This is a genomic window from Bradyrhizobium sp. STM 3566 (genome assembly GCF_045571445.1).
In the GTDB taxonomy this organism is placed as follows: Bacteria; Pseudomonadota; Alphaproteobacteria; order Rhizobiales; family Xanthobacteraceae; genus Bradyrhizobium; species Bradyrhizobium vignae.
On sequence record NZ_CP120692.1, the window covers coordinates 1190793 to 1210992 of the forward strand.

The window sequence follows — 20200 nt, forward strand, 5'->3', positions numbered from 1 at the left end:
TGCATCCCATTCATCGCCGGAGACATTCATGCGCCGTTCGTTCGTCCTTGCCGGGCTCGCCGCCGTCAGCCTCCTTGCCTCCGTCGGGAGCAGCGGCGCGCAGCAGCAGCGGATGGTCCGGGTCGGCGTGCTCGAATGCCGCGGCGGCGCCAGCGTCGGCTTCATCGTGGGATCGGTGACCAATCTCGGCTGCGTGCTGCGCGCCGACGGCTTGCCTGAGGACCGCTACGTCGCGACCATCCGTAAAGTGGGCCTCGACATCGGCATCACCCAGGAGACCTCGCTCGCCTGGGGCGTGTTCGCGCCGGTCGACCGGCTCGGCCCCGGCGATCTCTCCGGCAATTACGCCGGCGCGCAGGGCAGCGCCTCGGTTGGCGTCGGCCTCGGCGGCAACGTGCTGGTCGGCGGCTCCAACAACGCGATCGCGCTCCAGCCGCTCAGCGTGCAGGGCCAGGTCGGCCTCAACGTCGCCGCCGGTCTCGAAAGCCTGGAACTCCGCCCGGGCCGTTGAGCGCCGTCAATTCTAATTGACTGAAGAGGCTCTCGTTCACCTCTCCCGAAGGGAGAGGTCGGATCGCATCGAGGGATGCGATCCGGGTGAGGGGTTACGGTCTCACCAAAAGCTGCCGCCCCTCACCCGGATTGCTGCGCAATCCGACCTCTCCCCGTCGGGGAGAGGCAGAACGCCGGACTCGAAGCCACATCTGGTCTCAACCGTCATCAAGACTTACTGACGACGCACCGCAGCGACGTTTGATGCTTGCCAAACCTCGGGGACGGGCAGAGCATCAATGCTTGCCGACCCAATCATGGGCCGAGCTCCACACAAAGGAGGCGGCGAATGGGACAAGACGTCAGAAGTCCCCGAGGTCCACGGTGCATTGCGCTGGTGGGCCCTTTCCAAAGCGGTAAAACCACACTTCTCGAAGCAATCCTGGCGCGAACGGGCGCAATCCCGCGCGCCGGCAGCGTCGACGCCGGAACTTCCGTTGGCGACGCCACGCCAGAGGCCCGTCAACACAAGATGACCGTCGGGCTGACTGCCGCGACCACGAGTTTCATGGGCGACAGCTACACCTTCCTCGATTGTCCCGGTTCCGTCGAGTTTGCCCACGACATGCGCGCCGCGCTTCCCGCGGTCGACGCCGCCATCGTGGTCTGTGAGGCCGACGAGAAGAAGCTGCCGCAGCTTCAGATCATCCTGCGCGAGCTGGAGGAGCTGAAGATCCCGCGTTTCCTGTTCCTCAACAAGATCGATCGCGCCAGCCAGCGCATCCGCGAGACCCTCGCGATGCTGCAGCCCGCCTCGCGCGTACCGCTGGTGCTGCGCCAGATCCCGATCTGGAAGGGCGAGCTGATCGAGGGCTTCGTCGATCTCGCGCTGGAGCGCGCCTTCGTCTATCGCGAGCACAAGGCCTCCGAGGTGATCGCGCTCGAAGGCGGCGATCTCGACCGCGAGAAGGAAGCCCGCTTCTCGATGCTGGAGAAGCTCGCCGACCACGACGATGCGCTGATGGAGCAGCTGCTCGAGGACATCCAGCCGCCGCGCGATGCCGTGTTCGACGATCTCGCCCGCGAATTGCGCGAGGGACTGATTTGCCCGGTGCTGTTAGGGTCTGCCTTGCGCGAGAACGGCGTGTTGCGCCTGATGAAGGCGCTGCGCCACGAGGCGCCCGGTGTCGCGGAGACCGCAAAACGTCTCGGCGTTCCCGAAACCAAGGATGCACTCGGCTACGTCTTCAAGACACTGCATTCGCAGCATGGCGGAAAGCTGTCGCTGACGCGGCTGCTCGCCGGCCATCTCGACGACGGCGCCACGCTGCAATCGTCCTCCGGCGGTGCAGGGCGCATCTCCGGCATCCTCGCCGTCAACGGCGCCTACGACACCAAGCGTGCCACCGCCGATCTCGGCGACACCGTGGCGCTCGCCAAGCTCGATCCCGTGAAGACCGGCGACACGGTCTCAAATGGCAAGACGCCGCCCGCGGCATTGATCGCAATCGAGCCGACGCCGCCGGTGCTCGCGATCTCGATCGCGGCGACCGATCGCAAGGATGACGTCAAGCTCGGCCAGGCGATGATGCGGCTGCACGAGGAGGATCCGTCGCTTGTCGTCGTGCAGAACGCCAAGACCCACGACACCGTGCTGTGGGGGCAGGGCGAGATGCATCTGCGCGTCGCCGGCGAGCGGCTGCGCGACCGCTTCGGCGTCAAGGTCACCTCGCATCCTCCCGCGATCGGCTATCAGGAGACCATCCGCAAGCCGATCACCCAGCGCGGACGCCACAAGAAGCAGTCCGGTGGCCATGGCCAGTTCGGCGACGTCGTGCTCGACATCAGGCCGTTGCCCCGCGGCGACGGCTTCAAGTTCGCCGAGACGGTGGTGGGGGGCGCGGTGCCGCGCAACTACATCCCGGCGGTGGAGGAAGGCGTCATTGATGGGCTGGCGCGCGGCCCGCTCGGTTTCCCCGTCACCGACGTGCAGGTGACACTGACCGACGGCTCCTATCACAGCGTCGATAGTTCCGACCTCGCCTTCCGCACGGCGGCGCGGATCGGCCTCAACGAGGGCCTGCCGCAATGTCAGCCGGTGCTGCTGGAGCCGATCCACGTGGTCGAGATCGTCTGCCCGACCGACGCCACGGCCAAGATCAACGCGATCCTGTCGGCGCGGCGCGGACAGATCCTCGGCTTCGATACGCGCGACGGCTGGAGCGGCTGGGACTGCGTCCGCGCCATGATGCCGGAAGCCGAGATCGGCGAACTGATCGTGGAGCTGCGCTCGGCCACCGCCGGCGCCGGCAGCTTCACGCGCCAGTTCGACCACATGGCCGAGGTCACCGGCCGCGCCGCCGACCAGATCATCGCCGCGCATCAGCACGCGGCGTGATACGTAAGTCTCCGCTCTCTCACTCCCTCTCCTCGTCCTTATGGGGAGAGGGTGGAGGGCTGTCTCTTCGCGTGCGGCGTTTCATGTAGGTCGCGCCCCATCCACACGTCATTGCGAGCGCAGTGAAGCAATTCAGAGTCGTTCCGCGGAGGGATTCTGGATCGCTTCGCAGAGCCTGTCATCGGGCCGCGCTTCGCGCGGACCCGTTGGCTCGCAATGACGGAGGACGCGCGAGCTCCTTGCGCTTATCCAAGAATGATGTATTTTACATCATTGTATATGTTCTGAACATCATTTATAAGTTCCAATACGTGAGGCCAAGGTGATCACGTCGTTCCAGATGCGGGCGGCCCGCGCGCTGCTCGGCATTGACCAGAAAACCCTGGCCGAGCTTGCCGGCGTTTCGCTGCCGACCATCCAGCGGATGGAGGCCTCTACCGGCAATGTTCGTGGCGTGGTCGAGACCCTGATCAAGGTGGTCGAGGCGTTCGACCGGGCCGGCGTCGAACTGATCGGCGAGCAGGCCCGCAGCGACAGCGGCGGGCGTGGCGTTCGCCTCAAGGAGCCGGGGCCGCCGCGCCGCATCTGAGCATGATCGCTACGGTGATCGTGCCCGGGCAGAATGAACTAGCGCATCGTCGTCGCACGCGCGCGGCACGATGCACCGGAGCATTGTGGGGCAATGACCATCACAAGTGATCAGGCGAGCCGGCTGCACCAGCTGCATCAGCCGACCTTTGCCGAACTGTATCTGCCGAAGCTCGTCACCGTCTGGCGTGAAGGCTACGGTCTCGCCGATTTCCGCGCCGACGTCTTTGCCGGCCTGACGGTTGCGATCGTTGCGCTGCCACTGTCGATGGCGATTGCGATCGCTTCGGGCGTGACGCCGGACCGCGGCCTCTACACGGCTGTGGCCGGCGGCTTCATCGCTTCCCTGCTCGGCGGCAGCCGGTTCCAGATCGGCGGACCTGCCGGTGCGTTCATCGTCTTGGTCGCAGCGACCGCAGAGCGTCACGGCGTCGACGGTGTCATCCTCGCGACCACGATGGCGGGCCTGTTTCTGATCGCCGCGGGCCTGTTGCGGGTCGGCACCTACATCAAGTTCATTCCCTATCCGGTGACGGTCGGCTTCACCGCCGGCATCGCCGTGATCATCTTCGCCAGCCAGCTCCGCGATCTCTCAGGAATCGCGCTCGCGGGAAGGGAGCCCAGCGAGTTCGTGCCGAAACTCCTCGCGCTCGCCCGCGGCCTCAACACCATCAATCCGTCCGCCGTCGCAGTCGCCATCGTCAGCATCGCCATCATCGCCGGCTTGCGCCGCTGGCGGCCGTCCTGGCCCGGCATTCTGATCGCGGTCGTGTTTGCGGCGGTCGCAAGCGGCATGCTGTCGCTCCCGGTCGAGACCATCGGCTCGCGCTTCGGCGGCATTCCGCGCGAGCTGCCCTCCCCAGTGCTGCCGGCGTTCTCGTTGGAGAAGGCACGGGCCGTGCTGCCGGATGCGATCGCCTTCGCGCTGCTGGCGGCCATCGAATCGCTGCTGTCGGCGGTGGTGGCTGACGGCATGACCGGCCGCCGTCACCGGTCCAATTGCGAGCTGGTGGCGCAAGGCGCGGCCAATATCGGCTCGGCGCTGTTCGGCGGCATCTGCGTCACCGGCCTGATCGCACGTACCGCCACCAACATCCGCGCCGGCGCGCGCGGGCCGCTCGCGGGCATGCTGCATTCGGTGTTCCTGCTGCTGTTCATGCTGATCGCGGCGCCGCTGGCGAGCTACATTCCGCTGGCCGCGCTCGCCTCGGTGCTGGTCGTGGTGGCCTGGACCATGGCGGAGAAGCAGGAGTTCGCCACGCTCTTGCGCTCGTCGTGGGGCGATGCCGTGGTGCTGCTCGCGACCTTCCTGCTCACGATCTTCCGCGATCTCACCGAAGGCATCCTGGTCGGCTTCGCGCTCGGCGCGGTGCTGTTCATCCACCGCATGGCCGAGATGACGGGCATCGAGGAGCGCACGCCGCTGGTGGCCGCCGATCGGGCCGATGACAGCAACGGTGCGCGCGTGCCCTACGACCCCGCGCTTGCGATCGACCGCGACGTGCTGGTGTATCGCATCACCGGCGCGTTCTTCTTCGGCGCAGCCTCGGCGATCGGCGGCGTGCTCGACGACATCGCCGACCGGCGCAAGGCCTTCGTGGTCGACTTCGCCGCGGTGCCGTTCCTGGATTCGACCGCGGCCAACGTGCTCGGCCGGGTCGCGGCCAAGGCGCACCGCCAGGGCATCAGGCTGTTCATCACGGGGGCCTCGCCCGCGGTCCGGCGCGCGCTGCTCACCCATGGCGTGAGCCCGCCGCGCGCGCGCTATCGCCAGAGCCTCGAGCGTGCCATCGCCGACATCAAGGGCCGAGCCGCCGATGAGACCGCTGCGAGCTGACGGCGCGCGCTTGACAGCGCGGGCGCGACGCGAAATGGATCGCCTCGGAAACGACCCGAGGGAAAGATGACCGCGCCAAGAACTCCCGCAGCCTGTCTGATCGGATGGCCGGCGGCGCATTCGCGCTCGCCGCTGATTCATCATTACTGGCTGCGCACGCTCGAAATCGAGGGCGGCTATGTCATCGAAGCGGTTCCGCCCGAGGACCTGCGCGATTTCGTGCTGCGGCTGTTGCTGCGCGGCTTCGTCGGTGCCAACGTCACCATCCCGCACAAGGAAGCCGTGCTGGCGCTGTCGACGCCCGATGCGCGCGCCAAGGCGGTCGGCGCCGCCAACACGCTGTGGTTCGCGGATGGCGAGCTGCGCGCGACCAACACCGACGTTGAAGGCTTCGTCAACAATCTCGACGCCAGCGCCTCCGGCTGGGATGCGGCTGAGGAAGCGCTGGTGCTGGGTGCCGGCGGCTCCGCGCGCGCGGTCGTGTTCGGCCTGCTCGAACGCGGCGTCAAGTGCGTGCATGTCGCCAATCGCACCGTCGCGCGGGCCGAGACGCTGGCAAAGCAGTTCGGACCGAACGTGCATCCCGTGACGTGGGACGCGATCGGCGACGTGCTGCCGCAGGCAAAACTTCTCGTGAACACGACATCGCTCGGCATGCACGGGCAGCCTTCACTCGATGTCGATGTCGCACGGCTGCCGCAAGCGGCGGTCGTCGCCGACCTCGTCTATGTTCCCCTGGTGACGCCGCTGCTCGCCGCAGCGAGGGCGCGAGGCCTGAAAACCGCCGACGGGCTCGGCATGCTGCTGCATCAGGCGGTGCGCGGCTTCGAACTGTGGTTCGGCCGCCGGCCTGAGGTCACGGCCGAGCTGCGCGCGTTGGTCGAGGCCGATCTCACGAAGTCTTGAGAGAATAGGGCGCGGCTCTTCGGAGTTCTCCATCCGTGGGGACAATCGGAGACCATCATGCCTGTTCAACGTGCAACTTTCACACGTCCGCTGATCGCCGTCGCGATGGTGGCCGTCTCGACCTACTGCGCCTTCGCCCAGAAGGCGCCGGTGCCGACGCGCGTGCGCGGCACCATCGAAAGCGTCAATGGCGACACCATGCAGGTCAAGTCGCGCAGCGGCGAGGAGGTCAAGCTTCACCTCGCCTCCGACGTGAACGTGTCGGGGATCACCAGGATTTCACTCGCCGACATCAAGCCGGGTTCGTTCATCGGGGCGACCACCGTGCCGGGACCGGACGGCAGCCAGAACGCCGTCGAGGTGCACGTGTTTCCGGAAAGCATGCGCGGCACCGGCGAGGGCTCTCGGCCGTGGGACCTCAAGCCCAACTCCAGCATGACCAATGCGACGGTGGCCGAGAGCGTCGTCGGCAATGACGGTCACACGCTGCTGGTCAAGTACAAGGACGGCGAGAAGAAGGTGTTCGTCGCCGACAACACGACGGTGGTGACATTCGTGCCCGGCGACAAATCCGACCTGAAGGCCGGCGCCAAGGTCATCGCCTTCATGAAGCAATTGCCGGACGGCTCGTTCGAGACCAACCGCGTCAGCGTCGGCCGCGACGGCCTGACGCCGCCGATGTGAGGGCGGGTGGTGTAGCGCGCAGTTGCCTCCACAATCTCCGCTGTCGTCCCGGATCAGCGCTCCGCTCCAGCTAACGCTGCGCGTTATCTGAAGCTGCGCTTGTCCGGGACGACAGTTATCAATGTGGCAGCGTCTCGCCAGGCGTCTCACACCGCAATGACATGATCATCGATCTCGTCGATCCGGTTGACGCCGCACAGGCCCATCGTCGTGAGCAGCTCCTTCTGGATGATCTCGATCGCCTTGGCGACGCCGGCCTGGCCGCCGGCACCTAAGCCATAGGCATAGGCGCGGCCGATCATGCAGGACTTTGCGCCGAGCGCCAGCGCGCGCATCACGTCCTGGCCGGAGCGAATGCCGCCGTCGAACATGATCTCCATCTTGTCACCGACCGCGTCGGCGATCTCGGGCAGCACCTCGATCGAGGACGGGGCGCCATCGAGCTGGCGGCCGCCATGATTGGAGACGACGAGCGCCTGCGCGCCGGTCTTGGCGGCTTCCTCGGCATCCTCGACGTCCAATATGCCCTTGATGATGAGCTTGCCTGGCCAGATGCTGCGGACCCACTCGACGTCCTTCCAGTTCAAGGAGGTATCGAACTGCGAGGCGGTCCACTCGGCGAGTCGGTTGAGATCCTCGGTGTTCTTCACGTGACCTGCGATGTTGCCGAAGGTGCGGCGCTTGCCCCGCAGCACGCCGGAGACCCAGGCCGGCTTGCTGGCGAAGTCCAGGAGCTTCGACAGCGACCACTCGGGCGGCACCGTCATGCCGTTCTTGATGTCGGCATGGCGCTGGCCGATCACCTGCAGGTCGACGGTGAGCACCAGCGCGCTGCACTTGGCGGCCATCGCGCGCTGGATCAGCTCCTTGATGAAGCCGCGGTCCTTCATCACGTAGAGCTGGAACCAGAACGGCTTCTCGACATTGGCGGCGATGTCCTCGATCGAGCAGATCGACATCGTCGACTGCGTGAACGGGATACCGGCGGCCTGGGCGGCACGGCAGGCATGGATCTCGCCGTCGCCGTGCTGCATGCCGAGCAGGCCGACCGGCGCGAGAATCAGCGGCATGGTCGAGGGCTCGCCGAGGATCGTGGTCGAGGTGTCGCGCTTGGAGACGTCGACGAGGATGCGCTGGCGGAACTTGATCGCCTGCATGTCCTCGCGATTGGCGCGCAGCGTTTCCTCGGCATAGGAGCCGCGGTCGCAATAGTCGAAGAACGCCTTCGGCACGCGGCGCTGATGCAGCGTGCGAAGATCGTCGATACAGGTGATGTGCTTCATGTCGTTTCCCCGGCCCGTCTGACGTGGAAGTTCTTGCATCGGAACATTTCGGGGTCATCTAGCATGGTTGGATGCACAGCCAAATCGTTTGCAGCACGTTTTCAAGGAGGGCGCCATGAAGCGGCCGCACGCTGGACCCTCGCCGGAAGAGATCAAGGAGAAGCATGATCTCGAGGAGGCGCTGGAAGAGGGACTGGAAGAGACCTTTCCGGGCTCCGACCCGGTCAATGTCACCCAGCCGGCGCCGAGCCGCGAGGACGGCCATGTGAAGCGCGCCGGGTAGCGCGGGTTCCAGCTGGCGCGGCGTTCCAGTATGAAATATAATGTTAACAAAGCGTTATTGAGCCGTTGCCGCGCCCGGTTCCGTAACGATTGATCATATTTTTTGAAGCCAAGTTAGCTACCATGGCATTATAAGACCCCCAGCACATCAGGGGATGCGGGGCCCGGTCGGGCAGCCCGTGGTTGTAAAGGGGATTCCCTGGTTGTTGCCTTGGGGGACGATATGAGCCGCAAATATTTCGGGACCGACGGGATCCGGGGCCGCGCCAACGGACTGATCACGCCGGAGCTCGCGCTCAAGGTCGGCCAGGCCGCAGGCCTTGCGTTTCAGCGCGGCGACCACCGCCACCGGGTCGTGATCGGCAAGGACACCCGTCTGTCCGGCTACATGATCGAATACGCGATGGTCGCAGGCTTCACCTCGGTCGGCATGGACGTGCTGCTGGTCGGCCCGATGCCGACGCCGGCGGTCGCGATGCTGACCAAGTCGATGCGCGCCGATCTCGGCGTGATGATTTCGGCCTCGCACAATCTGTTCGAGGATAACGGCATCAAGCTGTTCGGGCCGCAGGGCTTCAAGCTCTCCGATGATGTCGAGCGGCAGATCGAGCAGTTGCTCGACGAATCCCTCGACAAGCGGCTGGCGCAGAGCGCGAGCCTCGGCCGCGCGCGCCGTATCGACGGCGTGCACGACCGCTACATCGAATTCGCCAAGCGCACGCTGCCGCGCGATCTGTCGCTGGACGGCTTGCGCGTCGTGATCGATTGCGCCAATGGCGCGGCCTACAAGGTGGTGCCCGAAGCGCTGTGGGAGCTGGGTGCCGACGTGGTGCCGATCGGCGTCGAGCCCGACGGCTTCAACATCAACAAGGAATGCGGCTCGACCTCGCCGGAGGCGCTGTCGAAGAAGGTGCGCGAGATGCGCGCCGACATCGGCATCGCGCTCGACGGCGACGCCGATCGCGTCATCCTGGTCGACGAGCGCGGCCACATCGTCGACGGTGACCAGCTGCTCGCGGTGATCGCGCAGAGCTGGAAGGAAGACGGCCGGCTGTCGCGGCCGGGCATCGTCGCCACCGTGATGTCAAATCTCGGCCTCGAGCGCTTCCTGAACGGGCAGGGGCTCGAGCTCGTGCGCACGCCGGTCGGCGACCGCTACGTGCTCGAGCAGATGCTGAGCGGCGGCTACAATCTCGGCGGCGAGCAGTCCGGCCACATCATCCTGTCCGACTACGCCACCACCGGCGACGGTTTCGTTGCGGCCCTGCAGGTGCTGGCCGTGGTGCAGAAGCTGCGCCGGCCCGTGTCCGAGGTCTGTCACCGCTTCGATCCGCTGCCGCAGATTCTCAAGAACGTTCGTCACAAGGGCGGCAAGCCGCTCGACGATTCCGACGTCAAGTCGGCGATCTCCGACGGCGAGAAGCGCCTCAACGGCCACGGCCGTCTCTTGATCCGCTCCTCCGGCACCGAGCCCGTGATCCGCGTCATGGGCGAGGGCGAGGACCGCATTCTGGTCGAGGACGTCGTCGACACCATCGTCTTGGCGCTGGGACAGGCTGCGGCCTGATTGCTCAACCTCTCCCCGCTCTTCCGCGGGGGAGAGGTCGGATCGCATCGCGATGCGATCCGGGTGAGGGGCGTGGCAGGCTGTCGCCGCACTGAATCTCTATCCGGCGCGCAAGCGACGCGCGCGGTCTCCCCGTCTCGTTCGGACCGGACGTGCGGAGACAGCCCCTCACCCCACCCTCTCCCCGTGAAGGCCCCCGTGAAGGACGGGGCGAGGGAGCCAGAGAGTGGGGGATACCCGCGCATCCCAGCCATTTGCGATTGGCGCTGGTTCCCCCGCCGCCTGCATCGTAATCAGTTCCTCGCGGCAATCTGCCGCGCCGGGATGCTGCCTTGAACAAGCCTGTCGTCGTCTCAGAGGAAACGCTGACCGAGCCCATCGTCGTCAGCGACGTCGCGCCCGCCGCCAAGGCAGCCGCAGGGCCGGCCTACATCGTGCTCGCCGGCATCAGCGTCTCGCACTTCCTCAACGACACCATGCAGTCGCTGATCGCTTCGGTGTATCCGATCCTGAAGGACACCTACGCGCTCGACTTCGCGCAGATCGGCATGATCACGCTGGCCTTCCAGTTCACGGCCTCGCTGCTGCAGCCGGTGGTCGGGCACTACACCGACAAGAAGGCGCAGCCCTATTCGCTGGCGATCGGCATGGCCTCGACGTTCTTCGGCCTCTTGCTGCTCAGCACCGCGCACCAATATCTCGTCATTCTCCTCGCCGCTGCACTGGTCGGCCTCGGCTCGGCAGTGTTTCACCCCGAATCCGCACGCATTGCGCGGCTCGCTTCCGGCGGCCGCTACGGCTTTGCGCAATCGGTGTTCCAGCTCGGCGGCAGCTTCGGCACCTCGATGGGGCCGGTGCTGGCGGCACTGATCGTGGTGCCGTTCGGGCAGGGCAGCATCGCCTGGTTCTCCTCGATCGCGTTCCTCGCGATCCTCATCCTCTGGCGCATCGGCCGCTGGTACGCGCCGCAGATCACGACGAAGAAGGCTGCGCCCGTCCATACCCAGCCCGGCGGGCCGAGCTCACGCCGTGTCGCCGTGGCACTGCTGGTGCTGGTCGCGCTGTTGTTCTCCAAGCAGCTCTACGTCTCGAGCCTGTCTAGCTATTACATCTTCTACCTGATCGACCGTTTCGGCGTGTCGACGCAGGCAGCCCAGATCTATCTCTTCGTTTTTCTTGCAGCGAACGCCGTCGGTGCGTTTCTCGGTGGTCCCTTGGGCGACCGCTTCGGCCGCAAGATCGTGATCTGGATCTCGATCCTCGGTGCGCTGCCTTTCACGCTGGCGCTGCCTTATGCCGGGCTCGGTGCCAGCGCCGTGCTCAGTGTCGCCATCGGCCTGATCATCTCCTCGACGACGTCCTCGATCATCGTGTTCGCGCAGGAGCTGGTGCCGCACCGCTTCGGCATGATCTCCGGCGTGTTCTTCGGTGTCGCCTTCGGCATCGGGGGCCTCGGCGCGGCCGTGCTCGGCAAGCTCGCCGACCACACCTCGATCGAGTTCGTCTACCACGTCTGCGCCTATTTGCCGGCGATCGGGCTGCTCGCCGTGTTCCTGCCGAAACTGCCGCGGCCGCTACGTTAACGCATCCTCTCTTGCCGCTTTGCGGCTTCACACATCGTTAGGGAATGCGGCGAGGGCGTCGCATTTGGCGCGGCATTCTTGCAACGCTCGCGCGACGCGCGCGTGTGGGTAGAGAAAAAATCAACCTTAAAAATTAGGGTTAAGTGGCGCTTAAGCATTTGCTGCCATCGTCCGCGTCGTGAGTTTCCAGAACGTGGGGCCTCTGCATTTTGCCTCACCGGCCAATAAGGACGAAGCCAATGCGTAGCGTTAAGTCTCTCCTTGCCGCGGGTGCGGCAACCCTGATCTCGTCGATGGCGTTCGCCGCCGATATGCCGATCGCCGCGCCCCCTCCCATGTACGCGCCGCCGGCTCCGCCCGCCGATTTCGGCGGCTGGTATCTGCGCGGCGACATCGGCATGACCAACCAGAGCATGAAGAGCCTGCACAGCGCGAGCATCGACAGAGTGAACACCAACTTCCCCGGCTCGCTGCAGAACAACGGCTTCGGCTTCGACAGCTCTCCGCTCTACAAGCTCGGTGTTGGTTATCAGTTCAACAACTGGTTCCGTGCCGATCTCACTGGTGAATATCGTGGCAAGGCGAACCTTCACGGTTCGCAGAACGTCCCAGCGAACTCAGCCTATGCCGCTGCCAATAACCAGTTCTTTGTCGACAATTACTCCGGGAGCAAGTCGGAATGGGTCGTCATGGCCAACGCCTATGTCGATCTCGGTACCTGGTGGTGCGTCACGCCCTATGTCGGTGCCGGTCTCGGCGGCGCGTATAATCGTCTCAGCGGCTTCCGCGATGACGGCGTGATCTCGACGGGCGGCGTTCAGAGCAGCAGCGTCACCTATGCGGGCGATTCCGGCAAATGGAATCTAGCCTGGGCCGTGCACGCCGGCCTTGCCTACAAGGTTACGCCAAACGTGACGCTTGATCTCGCCTATCGCTACATCAATCTGGGCGACGCAGTGACTGGGCCCACTCGCTCTTTCGACGGCGTCACCGTGGTGAACGGCAGCGCCTTTACAGTCAAGGACATCACTTCGCACGATCTGATGCTCGGCGTGCGCTGGAATCTCGATCAGCCGGCGCCGGTCTACCATGCGCCGCTGGTCACCAAGGGCTGAGCGGCAGCCTCATCGCTTAACGTCTCTTAACGGCGCGGGATCATCCCGCGCCGTCTTGCTTTGCGGATTTTTCATGGCTCGACCGCGGCGAAATCGCCGGACGCAACCATTGGTTAAGGTTAACGAGCCATGATCATCAGCGAAAGTTCGAGTCCGATTTGGAGCGTTGCGATGCGCAGGCTTTTGTTGGCAGCGGCGATGTTGGGGATGGTGTCTGCCGCGCACGCGGCCGACATGCCGGACCTGCCGATCCTGCGCGGCGGTTTCACCGACGGCCTGTCGAAGTCCTCCGTCAATTGGGATGGCTTTTACGTCGGTGGTCAGTTCGGCTTTGCCACGACCGAGATCGACTTCAGCCGGGCTCCGAAATCGATGACGGATTTCGTGTTGCGCGACAGCATCCTGCAGGCTCCCGTTGGCGGATGGTCGCTGCTACCGAAGAATCACGTCCAGACGACGGGATTCGGTGCCTTTGTCGGCCGGAATTGGCAATACTACGACGCCGTGATGGGCGTTGAAGCGAACTACAGTTACATGAACAATCTCGCGAGCACGGCGAGCGATTCCATGACGCGGTTGATCCCCGGCGAAGCCGCGCCACCGAATCACACCTATACTTACAACACGACGCTCGGCGGCGGCGCTGCGTTGCAGCTCAAGGACTATGTGACCTTCCGAGGTCGGGTTGGATGGTCCGGTGGAGACTTCATGCCATATGCGTTCGGCGGCCTTGCGATCGGACGTGCTGATGTGTCGAGGTTTGCGACAGTGTCGTATCTGAAATACGACGACTTTACGGACCCGACCACCGGCGCCGCGAGCCGCACGACCGCTGGCCCCTTTTTGATGACGCAGTCCGAGCGGCGCGTGAACAGTTTCATCTATGGCTGGACGGGGGGCATCGGCATCGAATACGCGCTGCTCGACTGTGTGATCCTGCGCGGCGAATGGGAACACGTCGGGTTCTCGAACGCCAAGAATATCTCGGTCAACTTGAACAATTTTCGTTTGGGCGCCGGCTACAAGTTCTAGACCGGCGGTCGTAGTCGTTGACACGGCCGCTTCGTCCTGATGCTCTGTCGCTCAATAGCGGGGCGGCAGCGATGAAGATCTACGGCGATAGCAATTCCGGCAATTGTCTGAAGGTGAAGTGGGTCTGCGACAAGCTCGCGCTGCCCTACCAGTGGATCGAGGTCGACACGAGCAAGGGCGAGACGCGCACGCCGCAATTCCTGAAGATGAACGGCGCCGGCCAGGTGCCGACCGTCGCATTCGACGACGGCCGCACGCTGGCACAGTCCAACGCCATCATCCGCTATCTCGCCCGCGACAGCGTCCTCATTCCGCGTGATCCCTTCGCTGCGGCGAAGATGGACGAATGGCTGTTCTGGGAACAGTACAGCCACGAGCCCTATATCGCGGTGTGCCGTTTCCTCATCGTCTATCTCGGCAAGGACGTCGCCGAGCTCGATCCTGAAAAGGTCAAGCGCGGCTATGCGGCGCTGGACCGCATGGAGCAGCATCTCTCCACCAGCCGCTTGTTCGCCGGCAATGAGGTTTCGCTCGCCGACGTGTCGCTGCTCGCCTATACCCGCCTCGCGCATGAAGGCGGCTTCGATCTTGGCCGTCATGCGTCCGTCCGCCGCTGGATCGGCGAAGTCGAAGCGTTTCTCGGCCTTTCGCCGGTGCGCTGAATCCGGAGTTGCCTGACATGAACGACGAAGCCGTCTGCATCCGTCCCGCGCGCCGCGAGGACGTCGCCGCGATCGTGGCGATGCTCGCCGACGATCATCTCGGCCGCGCGCGCGAGCGCGTGGAGAATCCGTTGCCCGCCGCCTATTACGACGCATTCGCGCGCGTCGAGCGCGATCCGAATCTGACGCTCGTGGTTGCCGAGAGCGCGGGCAGGGTGGTCGGCTGCCTGCAACTCGCGATCCTGCCGGGCATCAGCTCGCAAGGCGGCGTGCGCGGCCTGCTCGAGGACGTTCGCGTTGCCTCCGATTGTCGCAGCCGCGGCATCGGCGAGCAGCTGGTGCAATGGGCGGTGACGGAAGCAAAGGCGCGCGGCTGCAATCTGGTCGAACTGCTCACGCATCAGACGCGAATCGATGCGCAGCGCTTCTACAAACGGCTGGGATTCACCGCCAGTCACGTCGGCATGACTGTCCGCTTTTGAGGCAGCGCGACGCGAGCGCTGTGCGATCAGCGAAATCGAGCCTCGCATTCGTTCATCTTAAGAGCTGATAAACTACCCGGCGGTCGTTCACGTTCCCATGGGAACGAACGGTGCTACGGCAGCCTCTGACACCGAACTCGGTCGGTTCGCGGATTTCGATGACAAGCTATTCAATGATCAAGGTCGGCAACGACTACGTCGTGCAGGCCAATGACAAATGCATTTTGAAGGTCGGCAGCCGTCGCAGGGCCGCGCAATTGATCAGCGATGCCACGGACATGCTGAATGCGCTGGCCGTGGTGGAATCCCCAAATACCGTGCCCGAGACGCCATCACCGGCGCGTGAGGCCCCGGAACTTCCTTGACTGCCCTTCACGTTTCCCGTATCAGCCGCGGCGGGACACCTCCCCCCAACGGGAGGCTTACTATCTGGAAGGGTAGATCATGACTGTAGCGAAGCCCGCTTCGCGGCCGACTGTGCCGCATTTCTCCTCCGGCCCCTGCGCCAAGCGCCCCGGCTGGAATGCCCAAAATCTCAAGGACGCAGCGCTCGGTCGCTCGCATCGCGCGAAGATCGGCAAGACCAAGCTCAAGCTAGCCATCGACCTGACGCGCGAGGTGCTCGAGGTTCCCGCCGATTACCGCATCGGCATCGTGCCGGCCTCCGATACCGGCGCGGTCGAGATGGCGCTGTGGTCGCTGCTGGGTGCGCGGCCCGTCACCACGCTCGCCTGGGAATCCTTCGGCGAGGGCTGGGTCAGCGACATCGTCAAGGAATTGAAGCTGAAGGACGTCACCAAGCTCAACGCGGGCTATGGCGAGATCCCTGATCTCTCCAAGGTCGATCCCAAGAGCGACGTCGTCTTCACCTGGAACGGCACCACCTCGGGCGTGCGCGTGCCGAACGCCGACTGGATCAGCGCGAGCCGCGAAGGCCTGACCATCTGCGACGCGACCTCGGCTGCGTTTGCGCAAGCTCTCGACTGGTCCAAGCTCGACGTCGTTACCTTCTCCTGGCAGAAGGCGCTCGGCGGCGAAGCCGCGCACGGCATGCTGATCCTCTCGCCGCGTGCCGTTGAGAGGCTGGAGACCTACAAGCCGGCCTGGCCGCTGCCAAAAATCTTCCGCCTGACCAAGAGCGGCAAGCTCAACGAAGGCATCTTCGTCGGCGAGACCATCAACACGCCGTCGATGCTCTGCGTCGAGGATTATCTCGACGCGCTGAACTGGGCCAAGTCGATCGGCGGCCTCAAGGCGCTGATCGCGCGTGCCGACGCCAACACCAAGGTGCTCGCCGACTGGAAGGCGAAGACGCCGTGGATCGACTTCCTGGCCAAGGACGCTGCGATCCGCTCCAACACCTCGGTGTGCCTGAAGTTCACCGATCCCGCGATCACCTCGCTTCCGGCGGACGCGCAGGCCGACTTCTGCAAGAAGCTGGTGGCGCTGGTCGAGAAGGAAGGCGCCGGCTACGACTTCGCCTATTACCGCGATGCGCCGGCGGGCCTGCGCATCTGGTGCGGCGCCACGGTGGAGGCGAAGGACGTCGAGCTGCTGACGCAGTGGATCGACTGGGCCTTTGCCGAGACCAAGGCACAGCTCGCAAAGGCGGCTTGACCAAACCATCTTCGTCATGGCCGGGCTTGACCCGGCCATCCATCAATCGATGATGGATCCGCGGGTCGAGCCCGCGGATGACATTCCGTAAATGCAGCACGCACCACGGATCATCCCCATGACCATACCCAAAGTTCTCATTTCCGACGCGCTCTCGCCCGCTGCCGTGCAGATCTTCAAGGACCGCGGCGTCGAGGTCGACTTCCAGCCCAATCTCGGCAAGGACAAGGACAAGCTCGCCGAGATCATCGGCAATTACGACGGGCTTGCGATCCGCTCCGCGACCAAGGCGACCGCCAAGATCATCGAGAAGGCGACCAGGCTGAAGGTGATCGGCCGCGCCGGCATCGGCGTCGACAACGTCGAGATCCCCGCCGCCACGGCCAAGGGCATCATCGTGATGAACACGCCGTTCGGCAATTCGATCACGACCGCCGAGCACGCCATCACCCTGATGCTGGCGCTGGCTCGCGAGATCCCGCAGGCGGACGCCTCGACCCAGGCCGGCAAGTGGGAGAAGAACCGCTTCATGGGCGTCGAAATCACCGGCAAGGTGCTCGGCGTCGTCGGTTGCGGCAACATCGGTTCGATCGTCGCCGACCGCGCGCTCGGCCTGCGCATGAAGGTGATCGCGTTCGATCCGTTCCTGTCGCCGGAACGCGCCAAGGACATCGGCGTCGAGAAGGTCGAGCTCGACGACCTCTTGAAGCGCGCCGATTTCATCACGTTACACACGCCGCTGACCGAGAAGACCAAGAACATCATCGATGCGGCTGCGATCGCCAAGATGAAGAAGGGCGTCCGCCTGATCAACTGCGCCCGTGGCGGTCTCGTCGACGAGCAGGCGGTGGTCGATGCGCTCAACTCCAAGCATATCGCCGGCGCCGCCTTCGACGTCTTCGTCGAGGAGCCCGCTACCAGGAACGTGCTGTTCGGCCATCCCAATGTGATCTGCACGCCGCATCTCGGCGCGTCCACCACCGAAGCCCAGGAGAACGTTGCGCTCCAGGTTGCCGAGCAGATGTCGGATTATCTCCTGACCGGCGCGATCTCGAATGCCGTCAACTTTCCCTCGATCACGGCCGAAGAAGCTCCGAAGCTGAAGCCGTTCATCGCGCTTGCCGAGAAGCTCGGCTCCTTCGCCGGCCAGCTCACCGAGACCGGCATCCTCAAGGTCGAGATCACCTATGAGGGCCATGTCGCCGAGATGAAGATCAAGGCGATCACCTCCGCGGTGCTGTCGGGCCTGTTGCGGCCGATGCTGGGCGAGGTCAACGTCGTCTCGGCGCCGGTCGTCGCCAAGGAGCGCGGCATGGTGGTGGACGAGATCGTGCGCGCCGCCCAGAGCGACTATGAGAGCCTGATCACCGTGACCGTCGCGACCGAACGCCAGGAGCGCTCGGTCTCCGGCACCGTCTATCACGACGGCAAGCCACGCCTCGTCGACGTCAAGGGCATCCGCGTCGATGCCGAGTTCGGCAAGTCGATGATCTACATCACCAACGAGGACAAGCCGGGCTTCATCGGCAAGTTCGCAAGCCTGCTCGGCGATGCCAAGATCAACATCGCCACCTTCCATCTCGGCCGCGTCGCGCCCGGCAGCGATGCCATTGCGCTGGTCGAGGTCGACGGCGCCGTGCCGGCCGACGTGCTCGCCAAGGTGCAGGCCCTGCCGCAGGTCAAGCAGGTCAAGGCGCTGTCGTTCTGATTTTCACCTCTCCCGTAGGGAGAGGTGACAGGGCAAGTCGACAGAGCCAGATTAATCACGCCCGTCACCATATATTCCGACCCACGGAACAACGCCGCCTCCCTCACTGGAGGCGGCGTTTTTATTTTCCCCGCGCCTGCCGAACTGTGTACCAATGGCGCCCAGAACGCCTCGTAGCTATGCTCCGTTCCAAATCGTTCGAAAAGGGAGAAAACAATGCGTGAAGCCGTCATCGTTTCCTATGCGCGCACGGGTCTCGCCAAATCCGGCCGCGGCGGGTTCAACATCACACCGCCGATGTCGCTCGCGGCCCACGCCATCAAGCATGCTGTGAGCCGCGCCGGCGTCGAGAAGGACTATGTCGAGGACTGCTATCTCGGCAATTGCGCCCATGGCGCGCCGAACATCGGCCGCCAGGCGGCGCTGCTTGCGGGCTTGCCGAAGACCACCGCCGGCGTCTCGGTGAACCGCTTCTGCTCCTCGGGTCTGCAGACCATCGCGATGGCGGCCAACTCGATCCGCTCCGACGGGGCCGACTGCATCGTCGCCGGCGGCGTCGAAAGCATCTCGATCCCGGGCGGCGGCTCGCCGAAGGAATCGATCGATCCTGAGCTGCTCAAGGTCGCTCCCGACATCTTCATGGCGATGATCGACACCGCCGACATCGTCGCCGAGCGCTACAAGCTCAGCCGCGAATACCAGGACGAGTACTCGCTGGAATCGCAGCGCCGCATGGCCGCGGCGCAGCAGGCCGGCAAGTTCAAGGACGAGATCGTCCCGATGAAGACCAAGATGAAGGTCGTCGACAAGCAGACCAAGGCCGAGAGCATCGTCGACTACGTCGTCGATCGCGACGAGTGCAACCGGCCCGACACCACGATGGAAGGGTTGGCAAAACTCGAGCCGGTGAAGGGCCCGGGCAAGTACGTTACCGCCGGCAATGCCAGCCAGCTCTCGGACGGCGCCGCCGCCGTGGTGCTGATGGAAGCCAAGGATGCCGAGAAGCGCGGCCTCAAGCCGCTCGGCCGCTTCGTCGCCTGGGCGACCGCCGGCTGCGAGCCCGACGAGATGGGCATCGGCCCGGTGTTCGCGATTCCGAAGCTCTTGAAGCGTACCGGCCTCAAGATCGACGACATCGATCTGTGGGAGCTCAACGAGGCCTTCGCCAGCCAGTGCCTATATTGCCGCGACAAGCTCGAGATCGATCCCGCCAAGTACAACGTCAACGGCGGCTCGATCGCGATCGGCCATCCCTTCGGCATGACCGGCGCCCGTCTCACCGGCCATCTGCTGCAGGAAGGCGCGCGCCGCAAGGCCAAGTGGGGCGTGGTGACGATGTGCATCGGCGGCGGCCAGGGCGGCGCCGGCCTGTTCGAGATCTATCACTGAGATCGTCGCAAGGAACACGAAAAGGGCACGGCACGGCAAGTGCCGTGCCCTTTTGTTTGAACCACCGTGCCGCAAAGCTGGTCTGCAACCGAAGCCTTATTCGTCGAGCGCAGGAAATCTTTGGCTGGCCGCGCGTTATGCGCGACGGGGCAGATGGAGGAGAACGCTCATGCGCTCAACAATGGCAGCAATCCTGACGACGATCCCGCTCCTGGCGGCGCCGGCGATCGCGCAGCAGACAACGCCGAACCCGAACATGCAGAGTGAGGCGGACAAGGGCATCAAAACGGAAAACTCCGGCGCTTCGGGATATGTCGGAGAGCAGGATAAGCCGGGCACGGCCGCAACCATGCCGGGCGATCGCAACCGTGCCGACAGTGGTGTTGCCACGTCCCCGAGCGCGCAGAATTCAGGCGCGGGCATCGCGGGAGCACCCGGCAACAAGAGCGGTCCGCCCGCCCAGAAGGGAACAGTCGGATCGGCCTCCCCAAATCTTTCGGTCCAGGAGCAGGACCCTTCGAACGTCAAGGGCATGCCGGGCAACAAGAGTGGTCCGCCCGCGAAGCGATAGGTGA

Annotated in this window: 19 protein-coding genes; 18 read left to right on the forward strand and 1 reads right to left on the reverse strand. The window is 64.7% G+C overall.

The window, feature by feature from the left end; genetic code table 11:
* Positions 1-28 precede the first annotated feature (28 nt).
* The 6 genes from P6U27_RS05730 to P6U27_RS05755 all read left to right on the forward strand — a co-directional run bounded on the left by P6U27_RS05730 (position 29) and on the right by P6U27_RS05755 (position 6905).
* Positions 29-511, forward strand: coding sequence for a DUF992 domain-containing protein (locus P6U27_RS05730; RefSeq protein WP_129142546.1), 483 nt, complete (start codon positions 29-31; stop codon positions 509-511).
* 330 nt (positions 512-841) lie between these two features.
* Positions 842-2890, forward strand: coding sequence for an elongation factor G (locus tag P6U27_RS05735; protein ID WP_129142545.1), 2049 nt, complete (start codon positions 842-844; stop codon positions 2888-2890).
* Between the two features lie 322 nt (positions 2891-3212).
* Entirely contained in the window at positions 3213-3479 is a 267-nt protein-coding gene (locus P6U27_RS05740; protein ID WP_129146196.1) for a helix-turn-helix domain-containing protein, read from the forward strand.
* Positions 3480-3572: 93 nt separating this feature from the next.
* Complete coding sequence (locus P6U27_RS05745; RefSeq protein ID WP_122401036.1) at positions 3573-5315, forward strand: SulP family inorganic anion transporter; 1743 nt, start codon at positions 3573-3575, stop codon at positions 5313-5315.
* A 66-nt stretch (positions 5316-5381) separates the two neighbouring features.
* Positions 5382-6221, forward strand: coding sequence for a shikimate dehydrogenase (locus P6U27_RS05750; protein WP_122401037.1), 840 nt, complete (start codon positions 5382-5384; stop codon positions 6219-6221).
* A gap of 57 nt (positions 6222-6278) precedes the next feature.
* Complete coding sequence (locus P6U27_RS05755) at positions 6279-6905, forward strand: hypothetical protein (protein ID WP_122401038.1); 627 nt, start codon at positions 6279-6281, stop codon at positions 6903-6905.
* Between the two features lie 146 nt (positions 6906-7051).
* On the opposite strand, the gene P6U27_RS05760 is transcribed toward P6U27_RS05755, so the two are convergent.
* Entirely contained in the window at positions 7052-8188 is a 1137-nt protein-coding gene (locus tag P6U27_RS05760) for an alpha-hydroxy acid oxidase (RefSeq protein ID WP_122401039.1), read from the reverse strand.
* A gap of 115 nt (positions 8189-8303) precedes the next feature.
* Between P6U27_RS05760 and P6U27_RS05765 the strand changes: the two genes are divergently transcribed.
* From P6U27_RS05765 to P6U27_RS05820, 12 genes are all read left to right on the forward strand, one after another.
* Positions 8304-8471, forward strand: coding sequence for a hypothetical protein (locus P6U27_RS05765; RefSeq protein ID WP_164937260.1), 168 nt, complete (start codon positions 8304-8306; stop codon positions 8469-8471).
* Between the two features lie 222 nt (positions 8472-8693).
* Positions 8694-10037: a phosphoglucosamine mutase gene (gene glmM / locus P6U27_RS05770; protein WP_122401041.1), complete on the forward strand. Its 1344-nt coding sequence runs from the start codon at positions 8694-8696 to the stop codon at positions 10035-10037.
* A gap of 332 nt (positions 10038-10369) precedes the next feature.
* Positions 10370-11620 (forward strand): MFS transporter, encoded by a 1251-nt coding sequence (locus P6U27_RS05775; protein ID WP_162500128.1) that lies wholly within the window; start codon positions 10370-10372, stop codon positions 11618-11620.
* A gap of 239 nt (positions 11621-11859) precedes the next feature.
* On the forward strand, positions 11860-12735 hold the full coding sequence (locus tag P6U27_RS05780) for an outer membrane protein (RefSeq protein ID WP_122401043.1): 876 nt from the start codon (positions 11860-11862) through the stop codon (positions 12733-12735).
* 129 nt (positions 12736-12864) lie between these two features.
* Complete coding sequence (locus P6U27_RS05785) at positions 12865-13767, forward strand: outer membrane protein (protein WP_244607863.1); 903 nt, start codon at positions 12865-12867, stop codon at positions 13765-13767.
* Between the two features lie 71 nt (positions 13768-13838).
* Positions 13839-14429 carry a glutathione S-transferase family protein gene (locus P6U27_RS05790; RefSeq protein WP_122401044.1) on the forward strand — a complete coding sequence of 197 codons (591 nt, stop codon included), beginning with the start codon at positions 13839-13841 and terminating at the stop codon, positions 14427-14429.
* A 17-nt stretch (positions 14430-14446) separates the two neighbouring features.
* Positions 14447-14911, forward strand: a complete 465-nt coding sequence (locus tag P6U27_RS05795) for a GNAT family N-acetyltransferase (protein ID WP_122401045.1) — start codon at positions 14447-14449, stop codon at positions 14909-14911.
* A 173-nt stretch (positions 14912-15084) separates the two neighbouring features.
* The gene (locus P6U27_RS05800; protein WP_244607864.1) at positions 15085-15276 is read left to right on the forward strand and encodes a hypothetical protein; all 192 of its coding nucleotides are present in this window, start codon (positions 15085-15087) and stop codon (positions 15274-15276) included.
* A gap of 79 nt (positions 15277-15355) precedes the next feature.
* Positions 15356-16528 (forward strand): phosphoserine transaminase, encoded by a 1173-nt coding sequence (locus tag P6U27_RS05805; protein WP_122401047.1) that lies wholly within the window; start codon positions 15356-15358, stop codon positions 16526-16528.
* A 118-nt stretch (positions 16529-16646) separates the two neighbouring features.
* Complete coding sequence (gene serA, locus P6U27_RS05810) at positions 16647-18236, forward strand: phosphoglycerate dehydrogenase (RefSeq protein ID WP_122401048.1); 1590 nt, start codon at positions 16647-16649, stop codon at positions 18234-18236.
* Positions 18237-18452: 216 nt separating this feature from the next.
* Positions 18453-19625, forward strand: a complete 1173-nt coding sequence (locus P6U27_RS05815; RefSeq protein ID WP_122401049.1) for an acetyl-CoA C-acyltransferase — start codon at positions 18453-18455, stop codon at positions 19623-19625.
* Between the two features lie 349 nt (positions 19626-19974).
* Positions 19975-20196: a hypothetical protein gene (locus P6U27_RS05820; protein ID WP_376707306.1), complete on the forward strand. Its 222-nt coding sequence runs from the start codon at positions 19975-19977 to the stop codon at positions 20194-20196.
* Positions 20197-20200: the final 4 nt, after the last annotated feature.